The sequence below is a fragment of the Nocardia mexicana NBRC 108244 genome (assembly GCF_001613165.1).
In the GTDB taxonomy this organism is placed as follows: domain Bacteria; phylum Actinomycetota; class Actinomycetes; order Mycobacteriales; family Mycobacteriaceae; genus Nocardia; species Nocardia mexicana.
This window is the reverse complement of the sequence record NZ_BDBV01000092.1, coordinates 1-21,934: the sequence shown is the minus strand read 5'-3', so window position 1 is coordinate 21,934 and position 21,934 is coordinate 1. Positions and strand designations below refer to the sequence as shown.

Annotated in this window: 18 protein-coding genes and 2 pseudogenes; 8 read left to right on the top strand and 12 right to left on the bottom strand. The window is 70.1% G+C overall.

The window, feature by feature from the left end; all coding sequences use genetic code 11:
* Positions 1-177 precede the first annotated feature (177 nt).
* Complete coding sequence (hemQ, locus tag NM1_RS32390) at positions 178-873, bottom strand: hydrogen peroxide-dependent heme synthase (protein ID WP_068028841.1); 696 nt, start codon at positions 871-873, stop codon at positions 178-180.
* A gap of 401 nt (positions 874-1,274) precedes the next feature.
* The gene (locus NM1_RS32385; protein ID WP_068028820.1) at positions 1,275-2,621 is read right to left on the bottom strand and encodes a protoporphyrinogen oxidase; all 1,347 of its coding nucleotides are present in this window, start codon (positions 2,619-2,621) and stop codon (positions 1,275-1,277) included.
* 745 nt (positions 2,622-3,366) lie between these two features.
* On the opposite strand from NM1_RS32385, the gene NM1_RS32380 reads away from it, so the two are divergent.
* A complete protein-coding gene (locus NM1_RS32380; RefSeq protein ID WP_068028816.1) occupies positions 3,367-3,918 on the top strand; it encodes an RNA polymerase sigma factor in 552 nt (183 codons plus the stop codon).
* Positions 3,919-4,155: 237 nt separating this feature from the next.
* Here NM1_RS32380 and NM1_RS32375 read toward each other — a convergent pair whose 3' ends face one another.
* Positions 4,156-4,629 (bottom strand): pyridoxamine 5'-phosphate oxidase family protein, encoded by a 474-nt coding sequence (locus tag NM1_RS32375; protein WP_068028814.1) that lies wholly within the window; start codon positions 4,627-4,629, stop codon positions 4,156-4,158.
* A 65-nt stretch (positions 4,630-4,694) separates the two neighbouring features.
* Positions 4,695-5,771, bottom strand: coding sequence for a uroporphyrinogen decarboxylase (gene hemE, locus NM1_RS32370; protein ID WP_068028811.1), 1,077 nt, complete (start codon positions 5,769-5,771; stop codon positions 4,695-4,697).
* A 218-nt stretch (positions 5,772-5,989) separates the two neighbouring features.
* On the opposite strand from hemE, the gene NM1_RS32365 reads away from it, so the two are divergent.
* Together NM1_RS32365 and NM1_RS32360 are read left to right on the top strand one after the other, a co-directional pair.
* Positions 5,990-6,541: a DUF3000 domain-containing protein gene (locus tag NM1_RS32365; protein ID WP_068028839.1), complete on the top strand. Its 552-nt coding sequence runs from the start codon at positions 5,990-5,992 to the stop codon at positions 6,539-6,541.
* A 22-nt stretch (positions 6,542-6,563) separates the two neighbouring features.
* Positions 6,564-7,841: an HRDC domain-containing protein gene (locus NM1_RS32360; protein ID WP_068028808.1), complete on the top strand. Its 1,278-nt coding sequence runs from the start codon at positions 6,564-6,566 to the stop codon at positions 7,839-7,841.
* 14 nt (positions 7,842-7,855) lie between these two features.
* Here NM1_RS32360 and NM1_RS32355 read toward each other — a convergent pair whose 3' ends face one another.
* Both NM1_RS32355 and dxs read right to left on the bottom strand, forming a co-directional pair.
* Positions 7,856-8,659, bottom strand: coding sequence for an enoyl-CoA hydratase (locus tag NM1_RS32355; protein WP_068028805.1), 804 nt, complete (start codon positions 8,657-8,659; stop codon positions 7,856-7,858).
* Positions 8,660-8,853: 194 nt separating this feature from the next.
* Positions 8,854-10,743 carry a 1-deoxy-D-xylulose-5-phosphate synthase gene (gene dxs, locus NM1_RS32350; RefSeq protein WP_068028802.1) on the bottom strand — a complete coding sequence of 630 codons (1,890 nt, stop codon included), beginning with the start codon at positions 10,741-10,743 and terminating at the stop codon, positions 8,854-8,856.
* A gap of 318 nt (positions 10,744-11,061) precedes the next feature.
* On the opposite strand from dxs, the gene NM1_RS32345 reads away from it, so the two are divergent.
* The gene (locus NM1_RS32345) at positions 11,062-11,736 is read left to right on the top strand and encodes an SIMPL domain-containing protein (protein ID WP_068028799.1); all 675 of its coding nucleotides are present in this window, start codon (positions 11,062-11,064) and stop codon (positions 11,734-11,736) included.
* Positions 11,737-11,874: 138 nt separating this feature from the next.
* On the opposite strand, the pseudogene NM1_RS44810 reads toward NM1_RS32345, so the two are convergent.
* From NM1_RS44810 to NM1_RS32335, 3 genes and pseudogenes are all read right to left on the bottom strand, one after another.
* Positions 11,875-12,384 (bottom strand): annotated as a pseudogene (locus NM1_RS44810) (class I SAM-dependent RNA methyltransferase); the annotation flags it as partial.
* 525 nt (positions 12,385-12,909) lie between these two features.
* Positions 12,910-13,704 (bottom strand): annotated as a pseudogene (locus tag NM1_RS44805) (TRAM domain-containing protein); the annotation flags it as partial.
* Between the two features lie 103 nt (positions 13,705-13,807).
* Positions 13,808-15,796: an APC family permease gene (locus tag NM1_RS32335; RefSeq protein ID WP_068028836.1), complete on the bottom strand. Its 1,989-nt coding sequence runs from the start codon at positions 15,794-15,796 to the stop codon at positions 13,808-13,810.
* 241 nt (positions 15,797-16,037) lie between these two features.
* Here NM1_RS32335 and NM1_RS32330 point away from each other — a divergent pair, with 241 nt between their 5' ends.
* Together NM1_RS32330 and NM1_RS32325 are read left to right on the top strand one after the other, a co-directional pair.
* Positions 16,038-16,709 (top strand): potassium channel family protein, encoded by a 672-nt coding sequence (locus NM1_RS32330; RefSeq protein ID WP_068028792.1) that lies wholly within the window; start codon positions 16,038-16,040, stop codon positions 16,707-16,709.
* A complete protein-coding gene (locus NM1_RS32325) occupies positions 16,706-17,389 on the top strand; it encodes a potassium channel family protein (RefSeq protein ID WP_068028790.1) in 684 nt (227 codons plus the stop codon). Before NM1_RS32330 ends, NM1_RS32325 begins: the two co-directional genes overlap by 4 nt.
* A gap of 3 nt (positions 17,390-17,392) precedes the next feature.
* Here the strand turns inward: NM1_RS32325 and NM1_RS32320 are convergent, their stop codons facing one another.
* The 3 genes from NM1_RS32320 to NM1_RS32310 all read right to left on the bottom strand — a co-directional run bounded on the left by NM1_RS32320 (position 17,393) and on the right by NM1_RS32310 (position 19,603).
* Entirely contained in the window at positions 17,393-18,046 is a 654-nt protein-coding gene (locus NM1_RS32320) for a sigma-70 family RNA polymerase sigma factor (protein WP_373864083.1), read from the bottom strand.
* A 399-nt stretch (positions 18,047-18,445) separates the two neighbouring features.
* Positions 18,446-19,168 (bottom strand): DUF3159 domain-containing protein, encoded by a 723-nt coding sequence (locus NM1_RS32315; RefSeq protein ID WP_373864084.1) that lies wholly within the window; start codon positions 19,166-19,168, stop codon positions 18,446-18,448.
* Between the two features lie 9 nt (positions 19,169-19,177).
* The gene (locus NM1_RS32310; protein WP_246011626.1) at positions 19,178-19,603 is read right to left on the bottom strand and encodes an OB-fold nucleic acid binding domain-containing protein; all 426 of its coding nucleotides are present in this window, start codon (positions 19,601-19,603) and stop codon (positions 19,178-19,180) included.
* A 378-nt stretch (positions 19,604-19,981) separates the two neighbouring features.
* On the opposite strand from NM1_RS32310, the gene NM1_RS32305 reads away from it, so the two are divergent.
* Positions 19,982-20,698: an alpha/beta fold hydrolase gene (locus tag NM1_RS32305; RefSeq protein ID WP_068028787.1), complete on the top strand. Its 717-nt coding sequence runs from the start codon at positions 19,982-19,984 to the stop codon at positions 20,696-20,698.
* A 209-nt stretch (positions 20,699-20,907) separates the two neighbouring features.
* On the top strand, positions 20,908-21,348 hold the full coding sequence (locus NM1_RS32300; RefSeq protein WP_068028823.1) for a nuclear transport factor 2 family protein: 441 nt from the start codon (positions 20,908-20,910) through the stop codon (positions 21,346-21,348).
* Positions 21,349-21,934 lie beyond the last annotated feature (586 nt).

The window sequence follows — 21,934 nt, the reverse complement described above, 5'->3', positions numbered from 1 at the left end:
CCGGCACGCGGCCCCCTCCACCATGTCCGGCACGCGGCCCCCTCCACCATGTCCGGCACGCGGCCCCCTCCACCATGTCCGGCACGCGCCCACCTCCGTCATGTCCGGCACGCGGCCCCCTCCGCCATGTCCGGCACGCGCCCACCTCCGTTATTTCCGGCATGCTTTTGGCCGGAATCACGGCAGGGCGGTGATCAACTTCTCCACATCCACCCGGGGGCCGGTGAAGAACGGGACTTCCTCCCGCACGTGCAGGCGGGCCTCGGTGGCGCGCAGGTCACGCATCAGGTCGACGATGCGGTGTAGTTCGGGGGCCTCGAAGGCGAGGATCCACTCGTAGTCGCCGAGGGCGAAGGACGAGACCGTATTGGCGCGCACGTCCGGGTAGCCGCGGGCGGCCTTGCCGTGGTCGGCGAGCATCTTGCGGCGCTCCTCGTCGGGCAGCAGGTACCACTCGTAGGACCGCACGAACGGGTAGACGCAGATGTAGTTGCCCGGCTCCTCACCGGCGAGGAAGGCCGGAATGTGGCTCTTGTTGAATTCGGCCGGGCGGTGCAGCGCGGCATTGCTCCAGACCGGGGCGCTGACGCGGCCGAGTTCGGTGGTGCGGCGGAAGTCGGCGTAGACGGCCTGCAGCTGCTCGATGGTCTCGGCGTGGGTCCAGATCAGGAAATCCGCGTCGGCCCGCATACCGGCAACGTCGTAGAGCCCGCGCACCACGACCCCGCGCTCCCCCAGCGAGTCGAAGAACGCCCGCGCCTCCTTGATCACCGCCTCCCGGTCCTCCCCCAGCGCCCCCGGCTCCACCTGGAACGCCGAGAACATCAAATACCGGATGGTGGAGTTGAGTGCCTGGTAATCGAGTCGCGCCATGCCCCCATCCTGCCACCGCGGATTCGCCTCCCGCACAGCCGCACCCCGCGCCCACTCCCGCACCCCGACACGCCGTCGAAAAGGGGTGCGGGACACGACAATCAGTGCGGGAATCGCCACTTGTCGGACCGCCCAGCCACGCTTCACCCATGTCGTCCATCACCCGCACGGACTCCCCCGAATTGCCGGGTCACAGCCCGCATCTCGGCACAGCGCCACCGCCCCGCCCGGGCATCTCGAACTGCGGTTGCTCGCGGGTCCACCACCCGGTGCGCAGTTCACGACCGCGCAGCAACGCGCAGTCGAACTCGGCCGACCGGGAGCGTGGGCCGATCGATTCGCCGAAGTGGCGCGCACGGATGGCATCGCCGCCGATCTGCAGATCCCGGCCGGGTCGAGACTTACGCCAGGCGGGTGAGAATCCGCTCGGCTGCGGCGGTTCCCGAGGCGGCGCAGGCGGGGACTCCGACACCGTGCAGGTAGGCGCCCGCCACGGCCAGGCCGGGCAGTTCATCGACACCCGCTTCGATAGCGGCGACGCGGTCGATATATCCGGGGGCGTACTGCGGAAGCCCGCCGCGCCAGCGCTGCACCCGCGCGGTGAGCGGGGTGATCTCGACGCCGGTGACCGTCGACAGGTCCTCCGCGGCGGCCGCGATCAGATCCTCGTCCGGCCAGGACAGCGGGGTGTCGTTTCCGAAGCGGCCGAAGGAGGCGCGCACCAGGGCGACGTCGCGCTGCGCCAGGTGCGTCCATTTGCGGCTGGACAGCGTGAATGCCTTGGCGCGCAACGGTTCTCCGGTGGCGACGAGGATGCCCGAGTTGTCCGGCAGCGCGGTCTCCGCGGGCAGCGCCAGAGCCACTACCGCGGACGAGGACAGTTCGATTCCCGCGGCGGCGTCGGCGGCCTCCGGTGCGGCCTCGCGCAGCAGCCCAGCGGCCACCGGGGCGGGCGCCGCCAGGATCACGGCATCCACCTCGCCCACCGGATCCAGCCGCCAACCGGTGGTGGTGCGGGTCAAACCCGTTGCCGCCGTATCGGTTTCCACCTTCGCCTGGGCGGCGGACAGCAAGGCTTCCAGCAGCACCCGGTAGCCGTCCCGAATGCCGCCGAAGACCGGTGCGGTCGACGGCGGCGGCAACGCCTCGGTGACCGCCCGGGACAGGCTCGGCGCACCGGCATCCAGGGCGGCGGCCAGCGTCGGCAGCGCGGCCCGCACACCGATCGAATTCGCCAGTCCCGCATACACTCCGCCGAGCAGCGGATCCACGCTGCGCCGCACCACCTGCTCGCCGAACCGATCGCCCACCAGGTCGCCGACCGATACATCGCCGCCGCGCACCCAGTTCAGCGGCCGGGTCGGCTCGTCGGCGACCTGTGCCAGCGTCGCCTCGTCCACCAGTCCGGCCACCGCGTCCGGACCGGAGGGGATCCCCATCAGCGTGCGCTCCGGCAGCGGGTGCTCCGCTCCGCCCGACCAGATCAGCGGCCGCTTCCCGGCCGGGTACACCAGCTGCTCGGACAGTCCCAGTTCCTCCAGGATCGCGGGGATTTCGGGTCGCCGCCCGACGAACGCCTCGGCCCCCAGGTCCACGGGATCACCGGCGATATCGTCGGTGCGGAGAATCCCGCCGATCCGCCCGGACCGTTCCACCAGCACCAGATCGAGCGCGGAGCCGAGCGCCCGCCGCAGCCGATAGGCGGCCACCAAGCCGCTGATCCCCCCGCCGACCACCGCCACGCGCATCGACCACTCCTCGTCGCTCCCGAACCAACCCCGGTCTCACGGATCCCGGGACCACCACGTCGCCGCGGGGCCACACCGCCGACCTCTGTTCCTGCAACCTACTCTCGCGCTCGTCGAGGTCCCGCGCCCGCCTGTCCCGCATTCCCCGCCCGACTCCCACCGCAATCCCCGCCAGACTCCCACGCGACCCTGCGCCCGGCTCCCACCCAATCGCCCGGCTCGGCTCCCACCCAATCGCCCAGCCCGGCTCCCACCGCGATCCCCCGCCAGACTCCACCTCGATCCCGCCTACTCCCACCGCGATCCCCCGCCCGACTGCCACCGCGATCCCGCGCCCGGCTTCCACACGACCCTCCGCCCGACATCCACCGCGACCCTCCGCCCGACTCCCACCACAATCCCGCACCTGGCTTCCACACGACCCTCCGCCCGACATCCACCGCGACCCTCCGCCCGACATCCACTGCGATCCCGAGCCCGGCCTCCCCGCGATCCGGGGTCCGGATTCGCTGCGATCCTGCACCCGGCGGCGCTGCGATCGGCGCAAGGCGGCGCACAGGACCTCCTCCGGTCGCCTACCGTCGCTTGAATCCTTTGGAGGGGTCCGCGCCTCTTGTATATGTGCCGACAATCCGGTCGGCACCGGAATCGGAGGTCGACATGGTTGCTATCGGTATCGGAATAGTCGTGGTCGCGCTGCTCACCTGCACATGCGCCGTCGTATTGCGTCGCCGGGGCCGTGCCCGTGACTGAATCGGCCTGGGCGAGCGAGAAACTGGTCGCGGCCGCGGTCGCCGGTGACAGCGCGTCCATCACCGCACTGGTGTCCGGCTCGTATCCGCACGTGCGTCGGTTCGCGCACACCCTGTGCGCCACGCAGGAGGACGCCGAGGACGCGGTACAGGAAGCGCTGATCGTCCTGTACCGCAAGATCGGCACCCTCCGCGCCACGGGCGCGCTGGCGGCGTGGATGTTCCGCATCGTCCGGCACGAATGCCTGCGCCGGGCCCGGCTGCTGCGTCACGCCCCCGGTCCGACGCCGATCGCGGCGACGCCGTCCGCCGAGGACGACGTGCTGCAGCAGCTCGAGGCAGAGCGGATAGCGGCCGCGATCGCCGCCCTGCCCCCGGACCACAGACAGGTGCTGATCATGCGAGACATCCAGGGCTACAGCGGACGAGCCGTGGCAGCTGCCCTGGGCCTGAGCCTCGCCGCGACGAAGTCACGCCTGCATCGCGCCCGCGCCGCGGTGCGCGACCACCTGCCCGACGCACCCCACAGAGGAGCCCAGCCGTGATGTCCGACAGCCTCGCCAGCACATCGTTACCCCGCCACCTGATCCGGGGAGTGCTCGGATTCGGCGGCCTCATAGGGGCTTTCGCGCTGATACCACTCCTCGGACCGGCCAGCCTACTGCTCGCACCGGTCGGCTTGATTGCGCTGCGCGGTTGTCCGACCTGCTGGCTGATCGGCCTGGCGGCGACGATCTCGGCGGGCCGCCTCCGCCGCGAATGCGTCGACGGCCGATGCGAACTCAGAGGACCGCGACCCGCGGGGTGAAGTTCTCGGGGACCTGGGAGCCGTCGAGCACCTGGACCCGGTCCGGGTCCAGGCGGAGGGCGGTCAGCTGCTCGGGGCCCGCCATGCCGCCGATCGCCTTCAGGTCGTAGCCCAGCGGCGGCGGCGTGGTCGCGAACAGGTCCCACACATGCTTCTTGTCCTCGAGGGATTCGACCCAGGACGCGACCGCTTCGCCCTGGACGACATGATGATCGGGGCACCAGTACGAGAACGCCACCACGGGGTGGGCGGCGAGATGCCTGCTCTTGATCGGCGACGGGGCGGTGGCGATCCAGCCGACCGGGCGGCCGTCGATCAGTTCCCAGATCGGGTGCAGGATGCGCGACCGCGGCCGCCCGTCACCGTCCACGGTGGTGACTGTGCACCAGATGATTTCGGAGGTGAAGCGGAGGAAGTCCTCCGAGATCTCCGCGAAATCCACTGCCATTCGAACTCCTCGTATATCGGAACCACATGTTCACATGGGGCACCGACATATTCGGCAGTGTGGACCTACAGCGGCGAGGGCAGGCTGTGGATCAGGGCCACCGTCTCGGTGATCACACCCGGGTCCGTCTCGGGAAGCACCCCGTGGCCGAGGTTGAAGATATGCCCGGCCGCACCCATCGCGATCGCCTCGTCCGCCTCGTGCGCGATGCGGCGCACCTCGCGCTCGACGACCTCCGGACCCGCGAACAGCACCGCCGGATCCAGGTTGCCCTGCAACGCCTTTCCCGCACCCACGCGACGGATCGCGTCCTGCAGCGGAACCCGCCAGTCGACGCCGACCACATCGGCGCCGGCCTCGCCCATCGCGCCCAGCAGTTCCCCGGTACCCACGCCGAAGTGGATGCGCGGCACCCCCGCGGTGGCCAGCTCGGCGAACACCCGCTCCGAATGCGGCAGCACGAACTCCCGGTACTGCGCCAGCGACAGCGCGCCCGCCCAGGAGTCGAACAGCTGCACGGCGTCGACGCCCGCGGCCAACTGCGCGCGCAGGAACTCGATGGTGATGTCGGTGAGCACACCCAGCAGCAGATGCCAGGTCTCCGGATCGCCGAGCATCAGCGCCTTGGTGTGCTCGTGATTCCTACTCGGCCCGCCCTCCACGAGATACGAAGCGAGAGTGAAAGGGGCACCGGCGAATCCGATGAGCGGGGTGTCGCCGAGTTCGTCCAGCAGCAACCGAACCCCGTCGGTGACCGCGCCCACCTCCTCGCGGCGCAGCCGCGGCAGACCGCGCACATCGTCGACCGTGCGCACCGGCTGCGCCACCACCGGTCCCGTCCCGGGCACGATGTCGAGGTCGATCCCCGCCGCCTTGAGCGGAACGACGATGTCGGAGAACAGGATCGCCGCATCCACGCCGTGGCGACGGATCGGCTGCATGGTGATCTCGCACACCAGCTCCGGGTCGAAGCAGGACTCCAGCATCCCGACCCCGGCGCGCAGCTCCCGGTACTCGGGCAGCGACCGGCCGGCCTGACGCATGAACCAGACGGGGCGCCGGCTCGGTGCGCCGCCGGTGGCGGCAACGAGGAACGGCGCATCGGACAACCGGCGGCGGGTAGGTGTGCTCATCCCCGCCATCGTATGCGGGTCCCCGATCGGTCTCCCCCACGCGGTCGATCCATCCGCGCACATCGTCACTGCGAACGCCAGAATGCGCGCAGCGGCGCGCCTCCGACTGCGCCGGGCGGTTCCGGTCTACCGTCTCATTCGTGACACCGCTCGACTTCCGCGACGGCGCCGCACCGACCCCGGGCCCCGACAGCGAACCAGCCCAGTTTCGCGCCGCGGTCGATGCGATGGGCACCGCCTCAGTGCACCCCCGGATCGAGCTTGCACCGATCCGGCCGCCGCAACGCCTGGCACCTTATTCATACGCCATCGGAGCCGAAGTCAAACCTCCGGACACGAATGTGGTTCCGGTCGACTCGGAGGGCGACGCGTTCGGGCGGTTGATCCTGTTACATGACCCCAACGGCCACGAGGCCTGGAACGGGGTGTTCCGGCTCGTGGCCTACATCCAGGCCGATATAGACGCCGCGCTGGCCGGCGACCCGCTGTTGCCGGAGGTGGCCTGGAGCTGGCTGGTCGACGCGCTGGAATCGCGGGGCGAACCGTTCACGGCGCTGGGTGGCACGGTCACCTCCACCAGTTCGGTCCGTTACGGCGATATCGCCGGACCGCCGCGCGCCTACCAGCTGGAGCTGCGGGCCTCGTGGACGGTGGGTTCCACGGAGCTCGGACCGCATGTGGAGGCATTCTGCGAGGTACTGGCCTATGCGGCCGGTTTGCCACCGGCCGGCGTTACTCATTTGCGGCCGGGTCCGCAGATTGCCGACGACCAGTTCTGACCGCCGCGTAAAGTTCGGGGCTATGCCCGTTGCCGACGAATCAGAGAATCCCGCGAATGGGATTGGGGGGAACGACGACGCCGCCGTCCCGTTGCTGGCGCCCGCCGACGGTGTGCCACCGGTGCTGGACACGGCCGACGCCGTCGCCGACGCCGCGGACCGGCTCGCCGCCGGCACGGGGCCGCTGGCCGTGGACGCCGAACGCGCGTCGGGCTTCCGCTACTCCAACCGCGCCTATTTGATCCAGTTGCGGCGCAACGGGTCCGGCAGCTTCCTCATCGACCCGATCCCGCTGGGCGACGGGGCGCTGGACCCGCTGGCCGAGACGATCAACGACCTGGAGTGGGTACTGCATTCGGCCGACCAGGATCTGCCCGGGCTGGCCGAGCTGGGCCTGCGGCCCGCACTGCTGTTCGACACCGAATTGGGTGGGCGGCTGGCCGGATTCGAGCGCGTCGGCCTGGCGGCCATGGTCGAGAAGCTGCTCGGCCGCGAGCTACGCAAGGGGCACGGGGCCGCCGACTGGTCGACCCGCCCGCTGCCCGCCGACTGGCTCAACTACGCGGCCCTCGACGTGGAGCTGCTGCTGGAGTTACGCGACGAGGTCGCCGCCGCCCTCGATGAACAGGGCAAGACCGACTGGGCGGCACAGGAATTCGAACATGTGCGGACCACCGAGCCCGCGCCGCCGAAGGCCGACCGCTGGCGCCGCACCTCCGGCATCCATACCCTGCGCCGGGCCCGGCAGCTCGCGGTGGTACGCGAACTGTGGTCCGCCCGTGACCAATTGGCCCGCCACCGCGACGTGGCGCCCGCCCGGGTACTGCCGGATTCGGCGATCATTGCCGCCGCACAGGGCGATCCGAAATCGCTCGGCCAGCTGCGTGCCCTGCCGATCTTCGGCGGTCCGCGCCAGCGCCGGTATTCGCGGGAATGGCTGGCCGCGGTGGAACGCGCTCGCGCGCTGCCGGATGCGGAGCTGCCGACCCTGGCACAGCCCTACGACGGGCCGCCGCCGGTGAACCGCTGGGAACGCCGCGACCCGGTCGCGGCCGCCCGGCTGGCTCGGGCCCGCGCGGCGATGACCGAGCTGTCCGAGGAGCACGCGATCCCGGTCGAGAACCTGCTCACCCCGGATCTGCTGCGCCGCCTGTGCTGGGATGGGCTGCCGGAGTTCCGCTCCGGCACGGTCCCCGACGATCCGGCCCACGCGATCGACGATTACCTGAAGTCGGGCGGCGCCCGCCCCTGGCAACGCGAACTGGCGGTCCCCCCACTGGCAGCAGCACTGTTCGACTAACCGAGCAGACCCGCTCAGTCCTCGAACACCGGTGGGCGCCGATCCCGCCGGGCGCGAATCGCCTCGTCGAAGTTCTCCGTGGTGAGCCGCACGTACAGCTGCGACATGCCCTCGTGCTGCATATGCGATTCGAAGCTGCCCGCCTCCAGCCCGCTCCACAGCATGCGTTTGGTGAGTTCCGCGCCGACGCGGCTCCAGCGGATGATCTGTTCCGCGGTGTCGTAACAGGTTTCCAGGAGTTTGTCGGCGGGGACGACTCGCGAGACTATGCCGAGGCGCTCGGCCTCGGCGGCGTCGACATCGCGGCCGGTGAGCATGATCTCGAAGGCGCGGGTGGTGCCGATCGCCCGGGGCAGCAGGTAGCTGATGCCGAGTTCGGCCGAGGTGAGGCCGTTGTTGATGCCCGCCGCGCGGAAGTAGGCGTCCTCCGAGGCGATCCGGATGTCGGTGCCGACGGCCAGGCAGAATCCGCCACCGATGGCCGCGCCGTTGACGGCGCTGATGACCGGCTGGTGCATGCGGCGGATCGTCAGCATCACGTTGTTGAGCAGGTCCATGGAGCGGCGCGCCACGCTGGTCTTCGTCAGGCCCTCGATACCGGGAATGGGGCCTGCGTGTTGCAGATCCGCGCCGGAGCAGAAGCCGTGCCCGGCGCCGGTGAGCACCACGACCCGCACGTCGTTGTCGGCGGCCACCGACTCCAGCGTCTCGCGCAGCGGAACCATCACGTCGAAGGCCATGGCGTTCATCCGCTCCGGCCGGTTCAGGGTGACCAGCGCGACCTGCGGGCGCGGTTTCTCGACGAGCACGAACGACATGCGGACTCCTACCGGCGACGACTGAGAAAACTGTAACCGGTTACAGAATCTACGCGAAACTCACGGTCTGATCGGCCCCGGTCGTTCCGGCATGCTTGTGGCCGGAATCCACCGCGAGATCCCGGCCACAAGCACGCCGGGGCGACAAGGAATGCGTGCATGCCACGCCGGGATGACAAGCAGTGCAGGCAGGTTCAGACCCCGGCGAGCCAGGCGGTGACGCGACGGGCGATGTCCTCGGGCGTGAGGCCCAGTTCCTGGTGGATCTGCGCGCGGGAGCTGTGATCCAGGAACTGTTGCGGCACACCGAGGTCCCGCGTCGGCACGTCCATACCGGCGGCCCGCAGGCGCGAGGACACCGTGCAGCCGATGCCGCCGTGCATGCCGCCGTCCTCCAGCGTCACCACCATCCGGTAGTTCTCGGCCAGCTTGACGATGGTGTCGGAGACCGGCAGCACCCAGCGCGGATCCACCACGGTGACCGAAATCCCTTCCGCGGTCAGCAGATCCGCGGCCTGCACCGCATTCTGCGCGAAAGGCCCCACCGCGACCAGCAGCACATCGCCGCGCACGGTCTGCGCCGCGCCGCCCTCGGGCATGCGCAGCACATCCACGCCGTCCAGCCGCTCCACCGCCGAGATGTCGTCGGGGACGGCGCCCTTCGGGAACCGGAGGGCCGTCGGGCCCTCGGTGACCGCCAGCGCCTCGGCCAGTTCCTCGCGCAGCGTCACCGCATCGCGCGGGGCGGCCACCCGGATACCGGGCACGATGCCCAGCACCGACAGATCCCACATGCCGTTGTGGCTGGCGCCGTCGTCGCCTGTGATCCCGGCCCGGTCGAGCACGAGGGTCACCGGCAGCCGCAGCAGCGCGACGTCCATCAGCAGCTGATCGAAGGCACGGTTGAGGAAGGTGGAGTAGATCGCCACCACCGGGTGCAGCCCGCCCAGCGCCAAGCCCGCCGCGGAGGTCATGGCGTGCTGTTCGGCGATGCCGACGTCGAACATGCGGTCCGGAAAACGCGCCCCGAACGGGGTCAGACCGGTCGGGCCGGGCATGGCGGCGGTGATCGCGACGATATCGTCGCGCTGTTCGCCCTGGCGGATCAGCTCGTCGGAGAACACCGACGTCCAGCCCACCGACTTGCCGCCGCGCGGACGGCCCGTCTCCGCATCGATCGCCCCGATCGAATGCATCTGGTCGGCCTCGTGGTCCTCGGCGGGCTGATAGCCGCGCCCCTTCTGTGTGACGACGTGCACAATGACCGGACCGCCGAAATCCTTGGCCCGGCGCATCGCCGCCTCCAGCGCGGCCGTGTCGTGCCCATCGACCGGGCCCACGTACTTCAGGCCCAGATCGCTGAACAGCTCCTGCGGCGCCACCGCATCCTTTATCCCGGCCTTGAGCGCGTGCAGCATCGAGTACGCCGAGCCGCCGACGCGCGGGATGCCCTGCACGAACCGCTTGGTGGCGTCGAGCGCCTGCTCGTAGGCGGGCTGCATGCGCAGCGCGCCGAGCCGGTCGGCCAGCCCGCCGATGGTCGGCGAGTACGAGCGGCCGTTGTCGTTGACCACGACGATGAGCGAACGGTCCGGCCCGGCGGCGATATTGTTCAGCGCCTCCCAGCACATGCCGCCGGTGAGCGCGCCGTCACCGACCACGGCGACCACGTGCCGGCGCTGCTTGGTCAGCGCGAACGCCTTCGCCAGCCCGTCGGCATACGACAGCGCGGCGGAGGCGTGCGAGGACTCCACCCAGTCGTGCGCGCTCTCGGACCGGCTCGGATAGCCGGACAGCCCGCCGTGCTTGCGCAGCGTGTCGAAGCCGTCCTGGCGGCCGGTCAGCATCTTGTGCACGTAGGCCTGGTGGCCGGTGTCGAAGATGATCGGATCGGCCGGCGAATCGAAGATCCGGTGCAGCGCGATCGTCAGCTCCACGACGCCGAGGTTCGGTCCCAGGTGACCGCCCGTCACCGCGACCTTGCGGACCAGGAACTCGCGGATCTCCTCCGCGAGCTCCTCGAGCTCCGGTACCGTCAGCCGGCGCAGGTCCTCGGGCGTATCGATCCGGGAAAGAACTCCCACCGCTTTTACTCCCTCTGGATGGCTCGTCTGTTTCAGACAGTCTACGGAGCCGTCCAGACCCCTGATGACCAGAATGCAAAGCCCGCCCGCGACACCCCTATCAGATGTGATTCGCGACATAGGGGCCCGTCCGGAATTTGGGACACGGCACTGTGCCGCAAGCACTCTCGATGTCACTTCCCGCCGCGCCGCCGCGGGCTGCCGGGTACCTGTCGGCGTGCCCGGTACGCGGGCTGCTGGGCAAGACCCGGGAGAGCGGGCAGGATCGAGGACACAGCTCGGGTCACGACCCCCGGATCCACCCCGCAGGAGGCCCAGATGACCGACGAACCGATCCGCCCCGCCACAGTGACCACCTTCGGTCGCGGCACCGCCACCGGCACACCGGACCGGATGCAGGTGTCGATCTCCATCGAAACCCGCGCGAGCACGGTCGCCCTCGCCTACGGCCAGGCCGGGTCGCGCACCACCGCCGTCACCGAAGCGTTGCGTGCCGACGGCGTGCTGTCGGCCGATATCGGTACCAGCGGTCTCTCGGTACGCACGGAGACGACCTGGACCGAGGACAGCGGCACCCGTATCACCGGATACGTGGCGATGACGGCATTGACGGTCTCGCTGCGCACCGACCGTGTCGACGCCGGCGATCCGGACCCGGCGACCGTCGTCGCGCACGCCGTCGACGCGGGCGGTGACGACGTGCGCCTCGGCGGGCTGAACCTCACCTTCGCCGATACCGAGGCCCTGCTGACCCGCGCCCGCGACGCCGCGTGGGACGACGCCCACGCCAAGGCCGCCCAGTACGCGGCGCGCACCTCCCGCAACCTCGGCCCCGTGCTGGAGATCACCGAGAACACCGCCGCCCCGCCCACCCCGTCCAACGGCGCCGAATTCCGGTCCGTGGCGATGGCCGTCCCCTCCTCCCCCGTCCCCATCGAATACGGCGAATCCGAACTCTCCGCCACTATCCGAGCCACCTGGCTCCTGGACTGATCTTCCCGCACTCTGCACGAAATCCCCACACTGACAGCCCCCCGCACCCCGCATCTGTTCCCGCACCACTTACAACGCCTGCAAGGAGTGCGAGAACCTATACGGGGTGCGACAAGAGCGGGAATTGCCTCCCCTGGGTCAGGGGGTGCGTTCCAGGAGGGCGAGGCATTCGACGTGGTGGGTGGCGGGGAAGGCGTCGAAGGCGCGGAGGCGGGTGGGATGGTAGCCCGCGGTGCGGTAGAGGCCGATGTCGCGGGCGAATGCGGCGGGGTCGCAGCCGATGTGGACGATGCGATCCGGTGCGCTTGCGGTCATCGCCGCGATCACGGCCTTGCCCGCACCGGCGCGGGGCGGGTCGAGCACCACGACTTGCGGTGCGGCCGAACCGGTTCGGTGGCCGAGCCAGCGTTCCACGCGCTGCGCCGTCAGTTCCACCCAGGGCAGGTCGCGCAGGGCGGTCACACCGTCTGTGACCGCGGAACGCGCGGACTCGACGCCGAGCACCGAGCCGGTGGCGCCGACCTGCTCGGCCAGGCGGGCGGCGAAAACCCCTGCGCCGCAGTAGAGATCCCAGGCCAGCGCCCCGGTCGAGGCCTCGGCCCACTCGGCGATCACATCCGAATAGCATTCCGCCGCACCGCGATGCGGCTGCCAGAAGCCACTCGCGGACACCTCCCAGCGTCGCCCGCCGACGTATTGCACGGCCCGCCCGCTGCCCTCGACAACCCGTTCCTGCCGAGCGGCATGCGCCGCCGCCCGCCGCGCCGCCGTAGCGCGCCGGTCACCCCCGCGAGGTTCATCACCGCGCCGGTCACCCTCACCCCGACCACCACCACGCCGGTCACCCTCACCCCCAGCACCACCACGCCGGTCACCCTCACCCCCAGCACCGCCACGCCGGTCACCCTCACCCCGAGCACCGCCATGCCAGTCACTCTCGATCCGACCACCACCACGCTGGTCGCTCCCGCGCAGACCACCGCCTCGGCGACCACTCTCACCCCGACCACTGCCACGCCAGTCACCCTCGCCCCGACCACCACCACGCTGGTCGCTCGCGCGCAGACCGCCGCCTCGGCGATCACTTCCGCGCAACCCAACGCTGCCTCGGCGGTCGCTGCTGTGCTCGTCACCCCGGCGCCGATCGGTCCCGGGCTGCGGTCCCCGCGTCGGCGGGGCGAGTTCGACGATGTGCCGCAGGCCGTCGCCGTCCATGGCCACCACCAGTTCGGCACCGGGCGTCCACCTGGCCTCGGCGATACCGTCCATCGCGCCCGAAACCGGTTGCGGGCACCGCAGATCCGCGATCACCTCGGTACTGCGATACCGATGCACACCCGCCCGGCCTTCGGCGTCGACCACCAGCCGCACCCTGGTCCTCCAGCCGCCGACCGCCGACCCGCTCTCCACATCCCGGGCACCTCCGGGAGCAGCTTCGCCCGGCAGGTCATCGTCGGTACTCGGCACACCACCGGCCGCCTCGAGCCACCGCGCCGCACCGCCGGTCCCCTCCTGCCTCCGCCTCGCACTCCCGGCGTCACCCACGTTGCCGCCACCCGTTCCCGTGCCCGAACCGAACCTGTTGCCCGCCAACGGAATCGGCTCGACGACCACCTCGGTCTCCCAGCCCGCCAGCCGCCGCAGCTGCTCGGCGACCACCGCCGCCTTCAGCTCCCGTTGCGCCTGCGGCGTCGCGAAGGAGAAGTCGCAGCACCCGGCCCCGCCCGGCCCCGACACGGGGCAGGTTGCCGGTACGCGATCCGCCGACGCCTCCAGGATCTCGATCGCGTCGGCCCGGCAGAACGACCCGCCCCGATCCTCGGTGACCCGAGCCCGCACCAGTTCGCCCGGCAACCCGTGCCGCACGAATACCACCCGGCCTTCGTGCCGCCCGACACAGAACCCGCCGTGCCCGGGCGCACCCAGCCGGATCTCGAAAACCGAGCCCTCCCACCCACTTCCGGCCATCGCACTCATCACGTCCCCGCTGACACGCCGGACCGATTCAACCATCCACCCACTGCCGCTGCGCCGAAACCGACTCCCGCCCAGCGGATTCGCCCCCTCGCACTCACGACCGCTCCTCGTAGCCGCGGCGTACGGCGCCCGGTGCGTTCGCGATATCGGACTGCCGGGCCTTGGCCGAGGAACTCAGCTGCCATGGGACGCTGGCCACCATCACGCCGGGCTCGAACAGCAGGCGGCCCTTCAGGCGCAGCGCACTCTGGTTGTGCAGCAACTGTTCCCACCAGTGCCCGACGACGTATTCGGGGATGAACACCGTCACCACCTCGCGGGGCGAATCCTTGCGGACGCGCTTGACGTAATCCACCACCGGCTTGGTGATTTCGCGATACGGCGACTCGATCACCTTCAGCGGCACCGGAATATCGCTCTTCTCCCACTCGCGCACCAGCTGCCGGGTGTCGTGCTCGTCCACGTTGACGGTGACCGCCTCCAGCACGTCCGGGCGCGTCGCCCGCGCGTACGCGATGGCCCGGCGCGTGGGCAGGTGCAGCTTCGAGACCAGCACGATGGAGTGGGTGCGGCTCGGCAGCACCCCGTCCCATTCGTGCTCGTCCAGTTCGTGCGACACCGAATCGTAGTGCCGCCGAATCATTTTCATCAGCATGAAGATCGCCGCCATGGTGACGATCGCGATCCACGCCCCGGCGAGGAACTTGGTGATCAGCACGATGATCAACACGGTCGCGGTCATGGTGAGGCCGATACCGTTGATCACCCGCGACCGCTGCATCCGCCGCCGCACCGCCGGATCGGTCTCGGTGCGTAGATGCCGCGTCCAGTGCCGCAGCATGCCGGTCTGGCTCAGCACGAACGAGACGAATACGCCGACGATGTACAGCTGGATCAGCCGCGTCACCTCGGCACCGAACAGCACCACGAACGCGATCGCCGCACCGGACAGGAACAGGATGCCGTTGCTGAACGCCAGCCGGTCACCGCGGGTGTGCAGCTGCCGCGGCAGGAACCGGTCCTGCGCCAGAATCGAGCCCAGCACCGGGAAGCCGTTGAAGGCGGTGTTCGCGGCCAGCACCAGGATCAGCGCGGTGACCACGGTAAGGAAGTAGAACCCGGCCGGAAAGCCCTGAAATACCGCCTGCGCGATCTGCGCGATCAGTGTCTTCTGCTGATAACCCGGGGGCGCCCCGACCAGTTCCGAGGCATTGTGCGCGTATACCAGGCCGATCCTGCGAGCCAGCAGAATGATCCCGATCAGCAGGGATATCGCGATCAGACCGAGCATCAGCAGCGTGGTTGCGGCATTGCGGGACTTGGGTTTCCGGAACGCCGGAACGCCGTTGCTGATGGCCTCCACACCGGTCAGCGCCGCACAGCCGGAGGAGAAGGCGCGGGCGATGAGGAAGGCGAACGCGATCCCCTGCAGATGGGAGTCGGTGCCCTCCAGGCCGAACCCGAAGGATTCGGCGTGCACCTCGTCGCCGAACACCTCGATCCGTACCACCCCCCAGATCAGCATGACGAACATGCCGATCATGAACGCGTAGGTCGGGATGGCGAACATGGTGCCGGACTCCCGGACGCCGCGCAGGTTCAGCGCGGTCAGCACGACGATCGCCACCACCGCGAACAGCACCTTGTGGGTATCGACGAACGGCACCGCCGAGCCGATATTGGACGCCGCCGACGAGATCGACACCGCGACGGTCAGCACGTAGTCGACCAGCAGCGCGCTGCCCACCGTCAACCCCGCTGTCGGACCGAGATTGACGGTGGCCACCTCGTAGTCGCCACCGCCGGAAGGGTAGGCGTGCACGTTCTGCCGGTAGCTGGCTACCACGACCGCCATCACCGCCGCGACCACCAGCCCGACCCACGGCGCGTACACATACGCCGACAGGCCCGCCGTCGACAGCACGAGGAAGATCTCCTCGGGCGCGTAGGCCACCGATGACAGGGCATCGGAGGCGAAGACCGGCAGCGCGATCCGCTTGGGCAGCAGCGTATGTCCCAGGGAATCGCTGCGGAAAGGGCGGCCGACCACCATGCGTTTGAAGGCCGTCGTCAACTTCGACACTCGGCACAGCATACGGCCGCCAGGTTTCTCCGCGACGGCACGGATACCCGGGTTTCGCGTATACCGGAAATGGGTTTCGCGTTTCTCGGAGGCAGCACCCATACCCGCGTTTCGCGCAGCACATCCGGGTTTCAGCCGAGGATGGAGGGGGAACGTGGCTGCTGTGACGGCCAGCGGGTACGGTTCGTCAGCACAGGAACCAGACCGCACACCACGGTTTCCGGGAATTGGGGTTGGCACGGTGTACGTAGTGATCATGGGGTGTGGCCGCGTCGGCTCGTCGCTCGCGCGCGCCCTGGTCCGGGTCGGTCACGAGGTGGCCGTGATCGATCGGGACACCAGCGCCTTCCTGCGCCTGGGCAAGGACTTCGACGGCGAGCGGATCACCGGCGTCGGCTTCGACCGGGATGTGCTGCAGCGCGCCGGAATCGAGCGGGCCGGCGCCTTCGCGGCGGTCTCCTCCGGGGACAACTCCAACATCATCGCCGCCCGCGTGGCCCGCGAGACGTTCGGCGTGGAACGGGTGGTGGCGCGCATCTACGACGCCAAACGCGCCGCGGTCTACGAGCGGCTCGGCATCCCCACCATCGCCACCGTGCCGTGGACCACCGACCGGTTCCTGCGCACCCTGGTCGGCGAGGAGGCCAGCACCACCTGGCGCGACCCCACCGGCACGGTCGCCGTCACCGAACTCGGACTGCACGAGGACTGGTACGGGCGTACGGTGCGGGATCTGGAGGGCGCGACCGGAGCCCGCGTGGCGTTCCTGATCCGCTTCGGGCAGGGCGTGCTGCCGACCAACAAGACCGTGCTGCAGGCCGACGACACCGTCTACGTCGCGGCCACCTCGGGCAGCGTCGGCGCCGCCGCCGCGCTGGCCGCCAACCCACCCGCTAGCGAGGACAAGTCGTGAAGGTAGCGATCGCCGGGGCCGGCGCCGTCGGCCGATCCATCGCCCAGGAGCTGCTGCGCGGCGGGCACGAGGTGATGCTGCTGGAGCGCCGCGTCGACCACGTCGATCCGTCCGTCGCGCCCGCCGCGACCTGGGTGCACGGCGACGCCTGTGAGCTGGAGCTGCTCGAGGAAGCCCGGTTGCAGGACTACGAGGTCGTGATAGCGGCCACCGGCGACGACAAGGCGAACCTGGTGTTCAGCCTGCTCGCCAAGACCGAGTTCGGGGTGCGGCGCGTGGTGGCCCGGGTCAACGATCCCCGCAACGAATGGCTGTTCGACACCTCGTGGGGCGTGGACGTGGCGGTGTCGACGCCGCGGCTGCTGGCCTCGCTGGCGGAGGAGGCCGTCTCGGTCGGCGATCTGGTGCGGCTGATGACGCTGCGGCAGGGACAGGCCAATCTGGTGGAGATCACGCTCCCGGCCGATACGGTGCTCGCGGGCAAGGCGGTGCGCACCCTCGCCCTGCCGCGCGATGTCGCGCTGGTCACGATTCTGCGGGGCGGGCGGGTGATCGTGCCGCAGGGCGACGATCCGCTCGAGGGCGACGACGAGCTGCTGTTCGTGTCCTCGTTGGAGGCCGAGGACGAGCTACGCAAGGCGCTGGGAGTCAACGGCTTCGGTGACCCCGGCGGTTCCTGAGCGTCAGGAGGCCTGCAGCTGGGCGCGCAGCTTGTTGAGCGCGCGATGCTGCATCACCCGCACCACGCCCGGGCTGGTGCCGATGGCCTCGGCGGTCTGCGCGGCCGTCCAGCCCAGCACGATCCGCATCACCAGCACCTCGCGGTGCGCGGGCGCCAGCACCTTCATCAGCTCGCGGGTGGCGCGACGGCGCTCCATGATCAACGCCATCTCCTCCGGGCCGGCCGCCGTGGACGGTTCGTCGGGGAACTCCGCGACCGGGTAGGACGGATGCTGCTGGGCGCGGCGGAACGCGTCGGCCACCTTGTTCGCCGAGATGCCGTAGACGAAGGCCAGGAACGATTTCCCCTGATCCCGATAGCGCGGGATGGCCTGCACGGTCGCGATGCAGATCTCCTGCGCGATGTCCTCGGCGGTGACGTGCAGGTGCCCGCCGCTGCCGATCCGGGCGGCGCAGTAGCGGCGCACCAGCGGATGGACGATCCGGACGATATCGGTGACCGCGTGGCGATCCCCCGCGGCCGCCGGTCCGATCAGCCGGTCCAGCTCGGCTGCGGCCCTGCGGCTCTCCGAACCCGCGGCCGCGGTCTTGGGTGACCGGGTTCCGCGGCCCTTCGGCCGTTCCTGCGACGCCACCGCGCTGTTCTCGGTACCCACTGACGGATCCTTTCGCCGATCGCTGATCTCACCAACGATCCTGCGTTGATCCGGGCCCTCGAAATAGACACCCCAGGGGTGGGTTCATCCCCACCTGGGCCTTTCCAGCGCCCCCAAAGACATGGGCATACGGTCGGCCGACCTCCGGGCACGCAAGGTCCTACGGCCACACCCGCACGGTGGTTCGATCCGGCCGAGAGCACGCCGAAAGTGACCACAGACGACCCCATACCGCGCCCGGCCAGCCATCCCGGCCCCACCCACACTCCTAGCGCGCCGCCCACCACATATTCCAGACACGCTGCGCACCACGCACTCCCGGCACGCCGCCCACCACACACTCCCGGCACGCCGCGCACCACACATTCCCGGCACGCCTTTCGCCGGGACCATGCCGGATCAGTTCGTGCTGGCGCGGGGCAGGTGCCCGGCCTTGCGCACTGCCCAGACGGTGACCAGGAGCGCGATCGCGGTGAGCGGCCAGCCCATGGCGATGCGGGCGACCGCGAGCGGGCCCGTGGCGTCCTCGTCGTAGAGGTGCGACTGCACCAGGTAGCGGGCGCCGAATACCACCACCCACACCGCGGTGGCCAGGTCGTAGAGCCGCATCACCCGGCGATCGGAACGCCAGTCGGTGCCGTGGCCGTTGAGCATCCCCCAGATCACACCCGCCAGCGGCCACCGGACCAGCAGCGATGCCAGGAACACCCCCGCGTATACGAGGCTGGCCCAGATGCCGAAGGCGAAGAACCCCTTCGCCTCTCCCATCCGGTAGGCGATGAACGCGCAGACCCCGACGCCGAGGAATCCGGAGATCGCGGGCTGCACGGGATTGCGCCGCACCAGCCGCCACACCAGGATCGCCGCCGCCACGCCCAGCGCCGTCCAGATGGCCGTGGTCAGCCCCCACACCGAGTTGGCGGGCACGAACACCAGCACCGGCAGGGTCGAATAGATCAGGCCGCTGAAGCCGCCCAGCTGCTCCAGCAGCGTCTGTTCTACCGCTTCCTCGCGCTCGGATTCGGGCTCACAATCGTCGGAGGCATAGTCGTCGAAAGGCACGGCGGTGCGCTCGCTCTCGACCACGGCGAAGCGCTCGGCCCCGTCGTCGCTGCTGGGTATCGGCATGCGTCAGGAATTCTCACGTAGTTCGTAGTAGGGGTTGAAGATCACCTTGGCCCCATCCCGTTCGCCGATGCGGCCGCGGACCAGGATACGACGTCCCGGGTCGATCCCCGGGATGCGGCGCCGTCCGATCCAGACCAGCGTGACCGCATCCGTGCCGTCGAAGAATTCGGCCTGCAGATTGGCGCCCGCGGCCTTCGGGCACGCCTCCACGCTGCGCAACTTCCCCAGCATGGTGACCTCCTCGCCACGCTGGCACTTATCGGCCCGGCAAGCCCCCGACGCCTCGGACGTCTCGGCCAGCTCCTCGGCATCGAGGTGATCCAGATCGGCGGTCAACCGACGCCCCAGGCGCCGGAAATATCCGCTGTCGGGCCCCGCCTTGCGCCCGGCAACCCCGGATCCTGCCCTGTTACCGCCTGTGAAAGGCATCTTGCAACACTTCCTGCACTGCAGACGGCGTGGATCACACGTCGTCGGGGTTCCCACACGAACGACCGATTGGCCGCTCATCGCCACTGTAGATGGGCACTTCCACCCTCGCTATGCGAGGCCGCCCACGGTCGGTTGAGTACCCATTACGCGACGGTTTGCACCACCGATTCGGCCCGGTCCGGCGGCACTCGCAACCGCGCGGCGATCGCCCCGCCGCCACGCCGCAACCCCGACTCGCCGCCCGCCGTCCGCGACCGGCCCCGCCGCGGCGCACCACGCCGTTCTCACACCGAGCGCCCGCCCGGTGGCGGTTTTCCGCGACCATGCCCGTCACCCTCACCGGATCCGGCGCGCCCGCCGCGTAGGCTTCGGCCCGTGCCCGATCTACCCCGCCCGGCGCTCGTCGTCGCCCTGCCCGGAACCGGCTCCGACGCCGACTTCGCCCGCCGCGCGTTCGGACCCGCCTGCGCCGCTTTGGATCTGCCGTTCCTCGCGGTGGAACCCGATCCGCGCGCGGTCGTGGCCAGTTGCCGGGCCGCGCTCGACACCGCGGCGCGCTCCGGGCCCGTCCTGGCCGCCGGGATCTCGCTGGGCGGCGCCATCGCCGTCGAATGGGCCCGTGCGAGAGCCGATTCCGCATTCGGGGTGATCGCCGCGCTCCCCGCCTGGACCGGCGCCGACGCCGGCGACTGCCCGGCCGCGCTCAGTGCCGCGACGACGGCGGCGCAGTTGCGTGCCGACGGCCTGGACGCCGTCGTGGAGCGCATGCGCGACAGCAGTCCGGCCTGGCTGGCCGCCGCCCTCACGCAATCCTGGACGGCCCAGTGGCCGCATCTGCCCGATGCCCTCGAGGAGGCCGCGGCCTATCCCTGGCCGACTCCGGAAACCCTTGCCGCGCTGAGTGTTCCGGCCACCATCGTGGCCGCTGTGGACGATCCGGTACATCCGCTGCCGGTGGCCCGGCGCTGGGCCGAGCTGATCCCCAGGGCGGCGTTGCACCGCATCACGCTCGCCGAACTCGGCGCCGATCCCGCGATCCTGGGTGCCCGCGGTCTGGCCCGGCTCGCCGGGCGCCACGTCGCCCACCGATAACCGCCGCATCCCTCGTCGGTCGATTCCGCTGCCGCCCAGCGAGTTCGAGCGCCACTCGGACGTCCCGGCGCACCGAATTCCACTGCGGCCGGGTCACTTACGCGATCGACCGCCCAACCCGACCTGCTCGAGCAGCCGGAGTCCGAAGCCGGGGCGCATTACCCGGGAGGTAATCGACCGGCCTCCCCGTCCCCGGCAGGGTGGACAGCATGATCACCGATACCTCGCCTGCCACTCGCACCGTTGTCGAGGAGTTGCTGCACCGCATCGCCGCGGGCGATCCCGAGCGCATCGCCGAGCTGTACGCGCCGGAGGTCGACTGGAAACTGGACTGGCCGGAGACCGAGCACGGCCGCCCCGCCACGCCGTGGATCGTGCATCGCGGGACCCGCGCCGACGCCGCCCGGCACTACCGGCAACTCGCCGAGCATCACGTCCCCGAGGCCGTCGGCACGGAGATCGAGCGAATTCTCGTCGACGGGCCGGATGCCGTCGTACTGGGCGAGATTCGACAGACCGCCCGCGCCACCGGACGGGCCTACCGTTCCCGCTTCGCGCTGCACGTAACGGTCGAGGACGCCCTGATCACCCGCCACCACGTCTACGAGGACAGCCTCGCCGTGGCCCAGGCATTCGACGAAACCCCCTGAGCAAGCCGGATATCGAACCACCCCGCACCCGAACATGCCTCGAGCACCCACCTATTTCACCAGCTCGCTCCGGCACGCGGTTCGCCACCGCCCTCACAGCACCCCTATCCGGTGCTCCCTGCGACCGCCTTCCCAGCGACGCCAACCTCCCCGCGGGACTGCCCTCCTGGCGCCAACATCATCCCGACGCGACGGCCTTCCCACCGCCGCCACCACCCCGACGCGACCGCCCTCCCAGCGCCATCGTCATTCCGTCGCCATTGTCATTCCGGCGTGCTCTTGGCCGGGATCTACAGCTCAGGCGCAATGGATTCCGGCCAAAGAGCATGCCGTAATGACGATGAGGCCGTTGCAGCACGACCGGATTGACGACGAGACCGCCGCGCCACCACCGGAACCACGACGAGACCGTGCAGCACAACGGGAATGACGATGAGGGCCGTTGCAGTACGGCTCCCCCGGCCCAGCGGCCGCATGACCGCCGTCTGCCAACCGCCATCCCGGCGCAACCGTCCTCCTCACACCACCGGCAATTCCGCACGACCGTCATCCCGGCCCGTATTCGGCCGGGATCTACACCTCGGGT

Bases quoted from the DNA above. Each gene is read 5' to 3' on its own strand.
- NM1_RS32360 (WP_068028808.1), top strand. From the start codon at position 6,564: ATGCCCGTTGCCGACGAATCAGAGAATCCCGCGAATGGGATTGGGGGG.
- NM1_RS32300 (WP_068028823.1), top strand. From the start codon at position 20,908: ATGATCACCGATACCTCGCCTGCCACTCGCACCGTTGTCGAGGAGTTG.
- NM1_RS32365 (WP_068028839.1), top strand. From the start codon at position 5,990: ATGGGCACCGCCTCAGTGCACCCCCGGATCGAGCTTGCACCGATCCGG.
- NM1_RS32375 (WP_068028814.1), bottom strand. From the start codon at position 4,629: ATGGCAGTGGATTTCGCGGAGATCTCGGAGGACTTCCTCCGCTTCACC.
- hemE (WP_068028811.1), bottom strand. From the start codon at position 5,771: ATGGCGGGGATGAGCACACCTACCCGCCGCCGGTTGTCCGATGCGCCG.
- hemQ (WP_068028841.1), bottom strand. From the start codon at position 873: ATGGCGCGACTCGATTACCAGGCACTCAACTCCACCATCCGGTATTTG.
- NM1_RS32310 (WP_246011626.1), bottom strand. From the start codon at position 19,603: ATGCCTTTCACAGGCGGTAACAGGGCAGGATCCGGGGTTGCCGGGCGC.
- NM1_RS32385 (WP_068028820.1), bottom strand. From the start codon at position 2,621: ATGCGCGTGGCGGTGGTCGGCGGGGGGATCAGCGGCTTGGTGGCCGCC.
- NM1_RS32355 (WP_068028805.1), bottom strand. From the start codon at position 8,659: ATGTCGTTCGTGCTCGTCGAGAAACCGCGCCCGCAGGTCGCGCTGGTC.
- NM1_RS32345 (WP_068028799.1), top strand. From the start codon at position 11,062: ATGACCGACGAACCGATCCGCCCCGCCACAGTGACCACCTTCGGTCGC.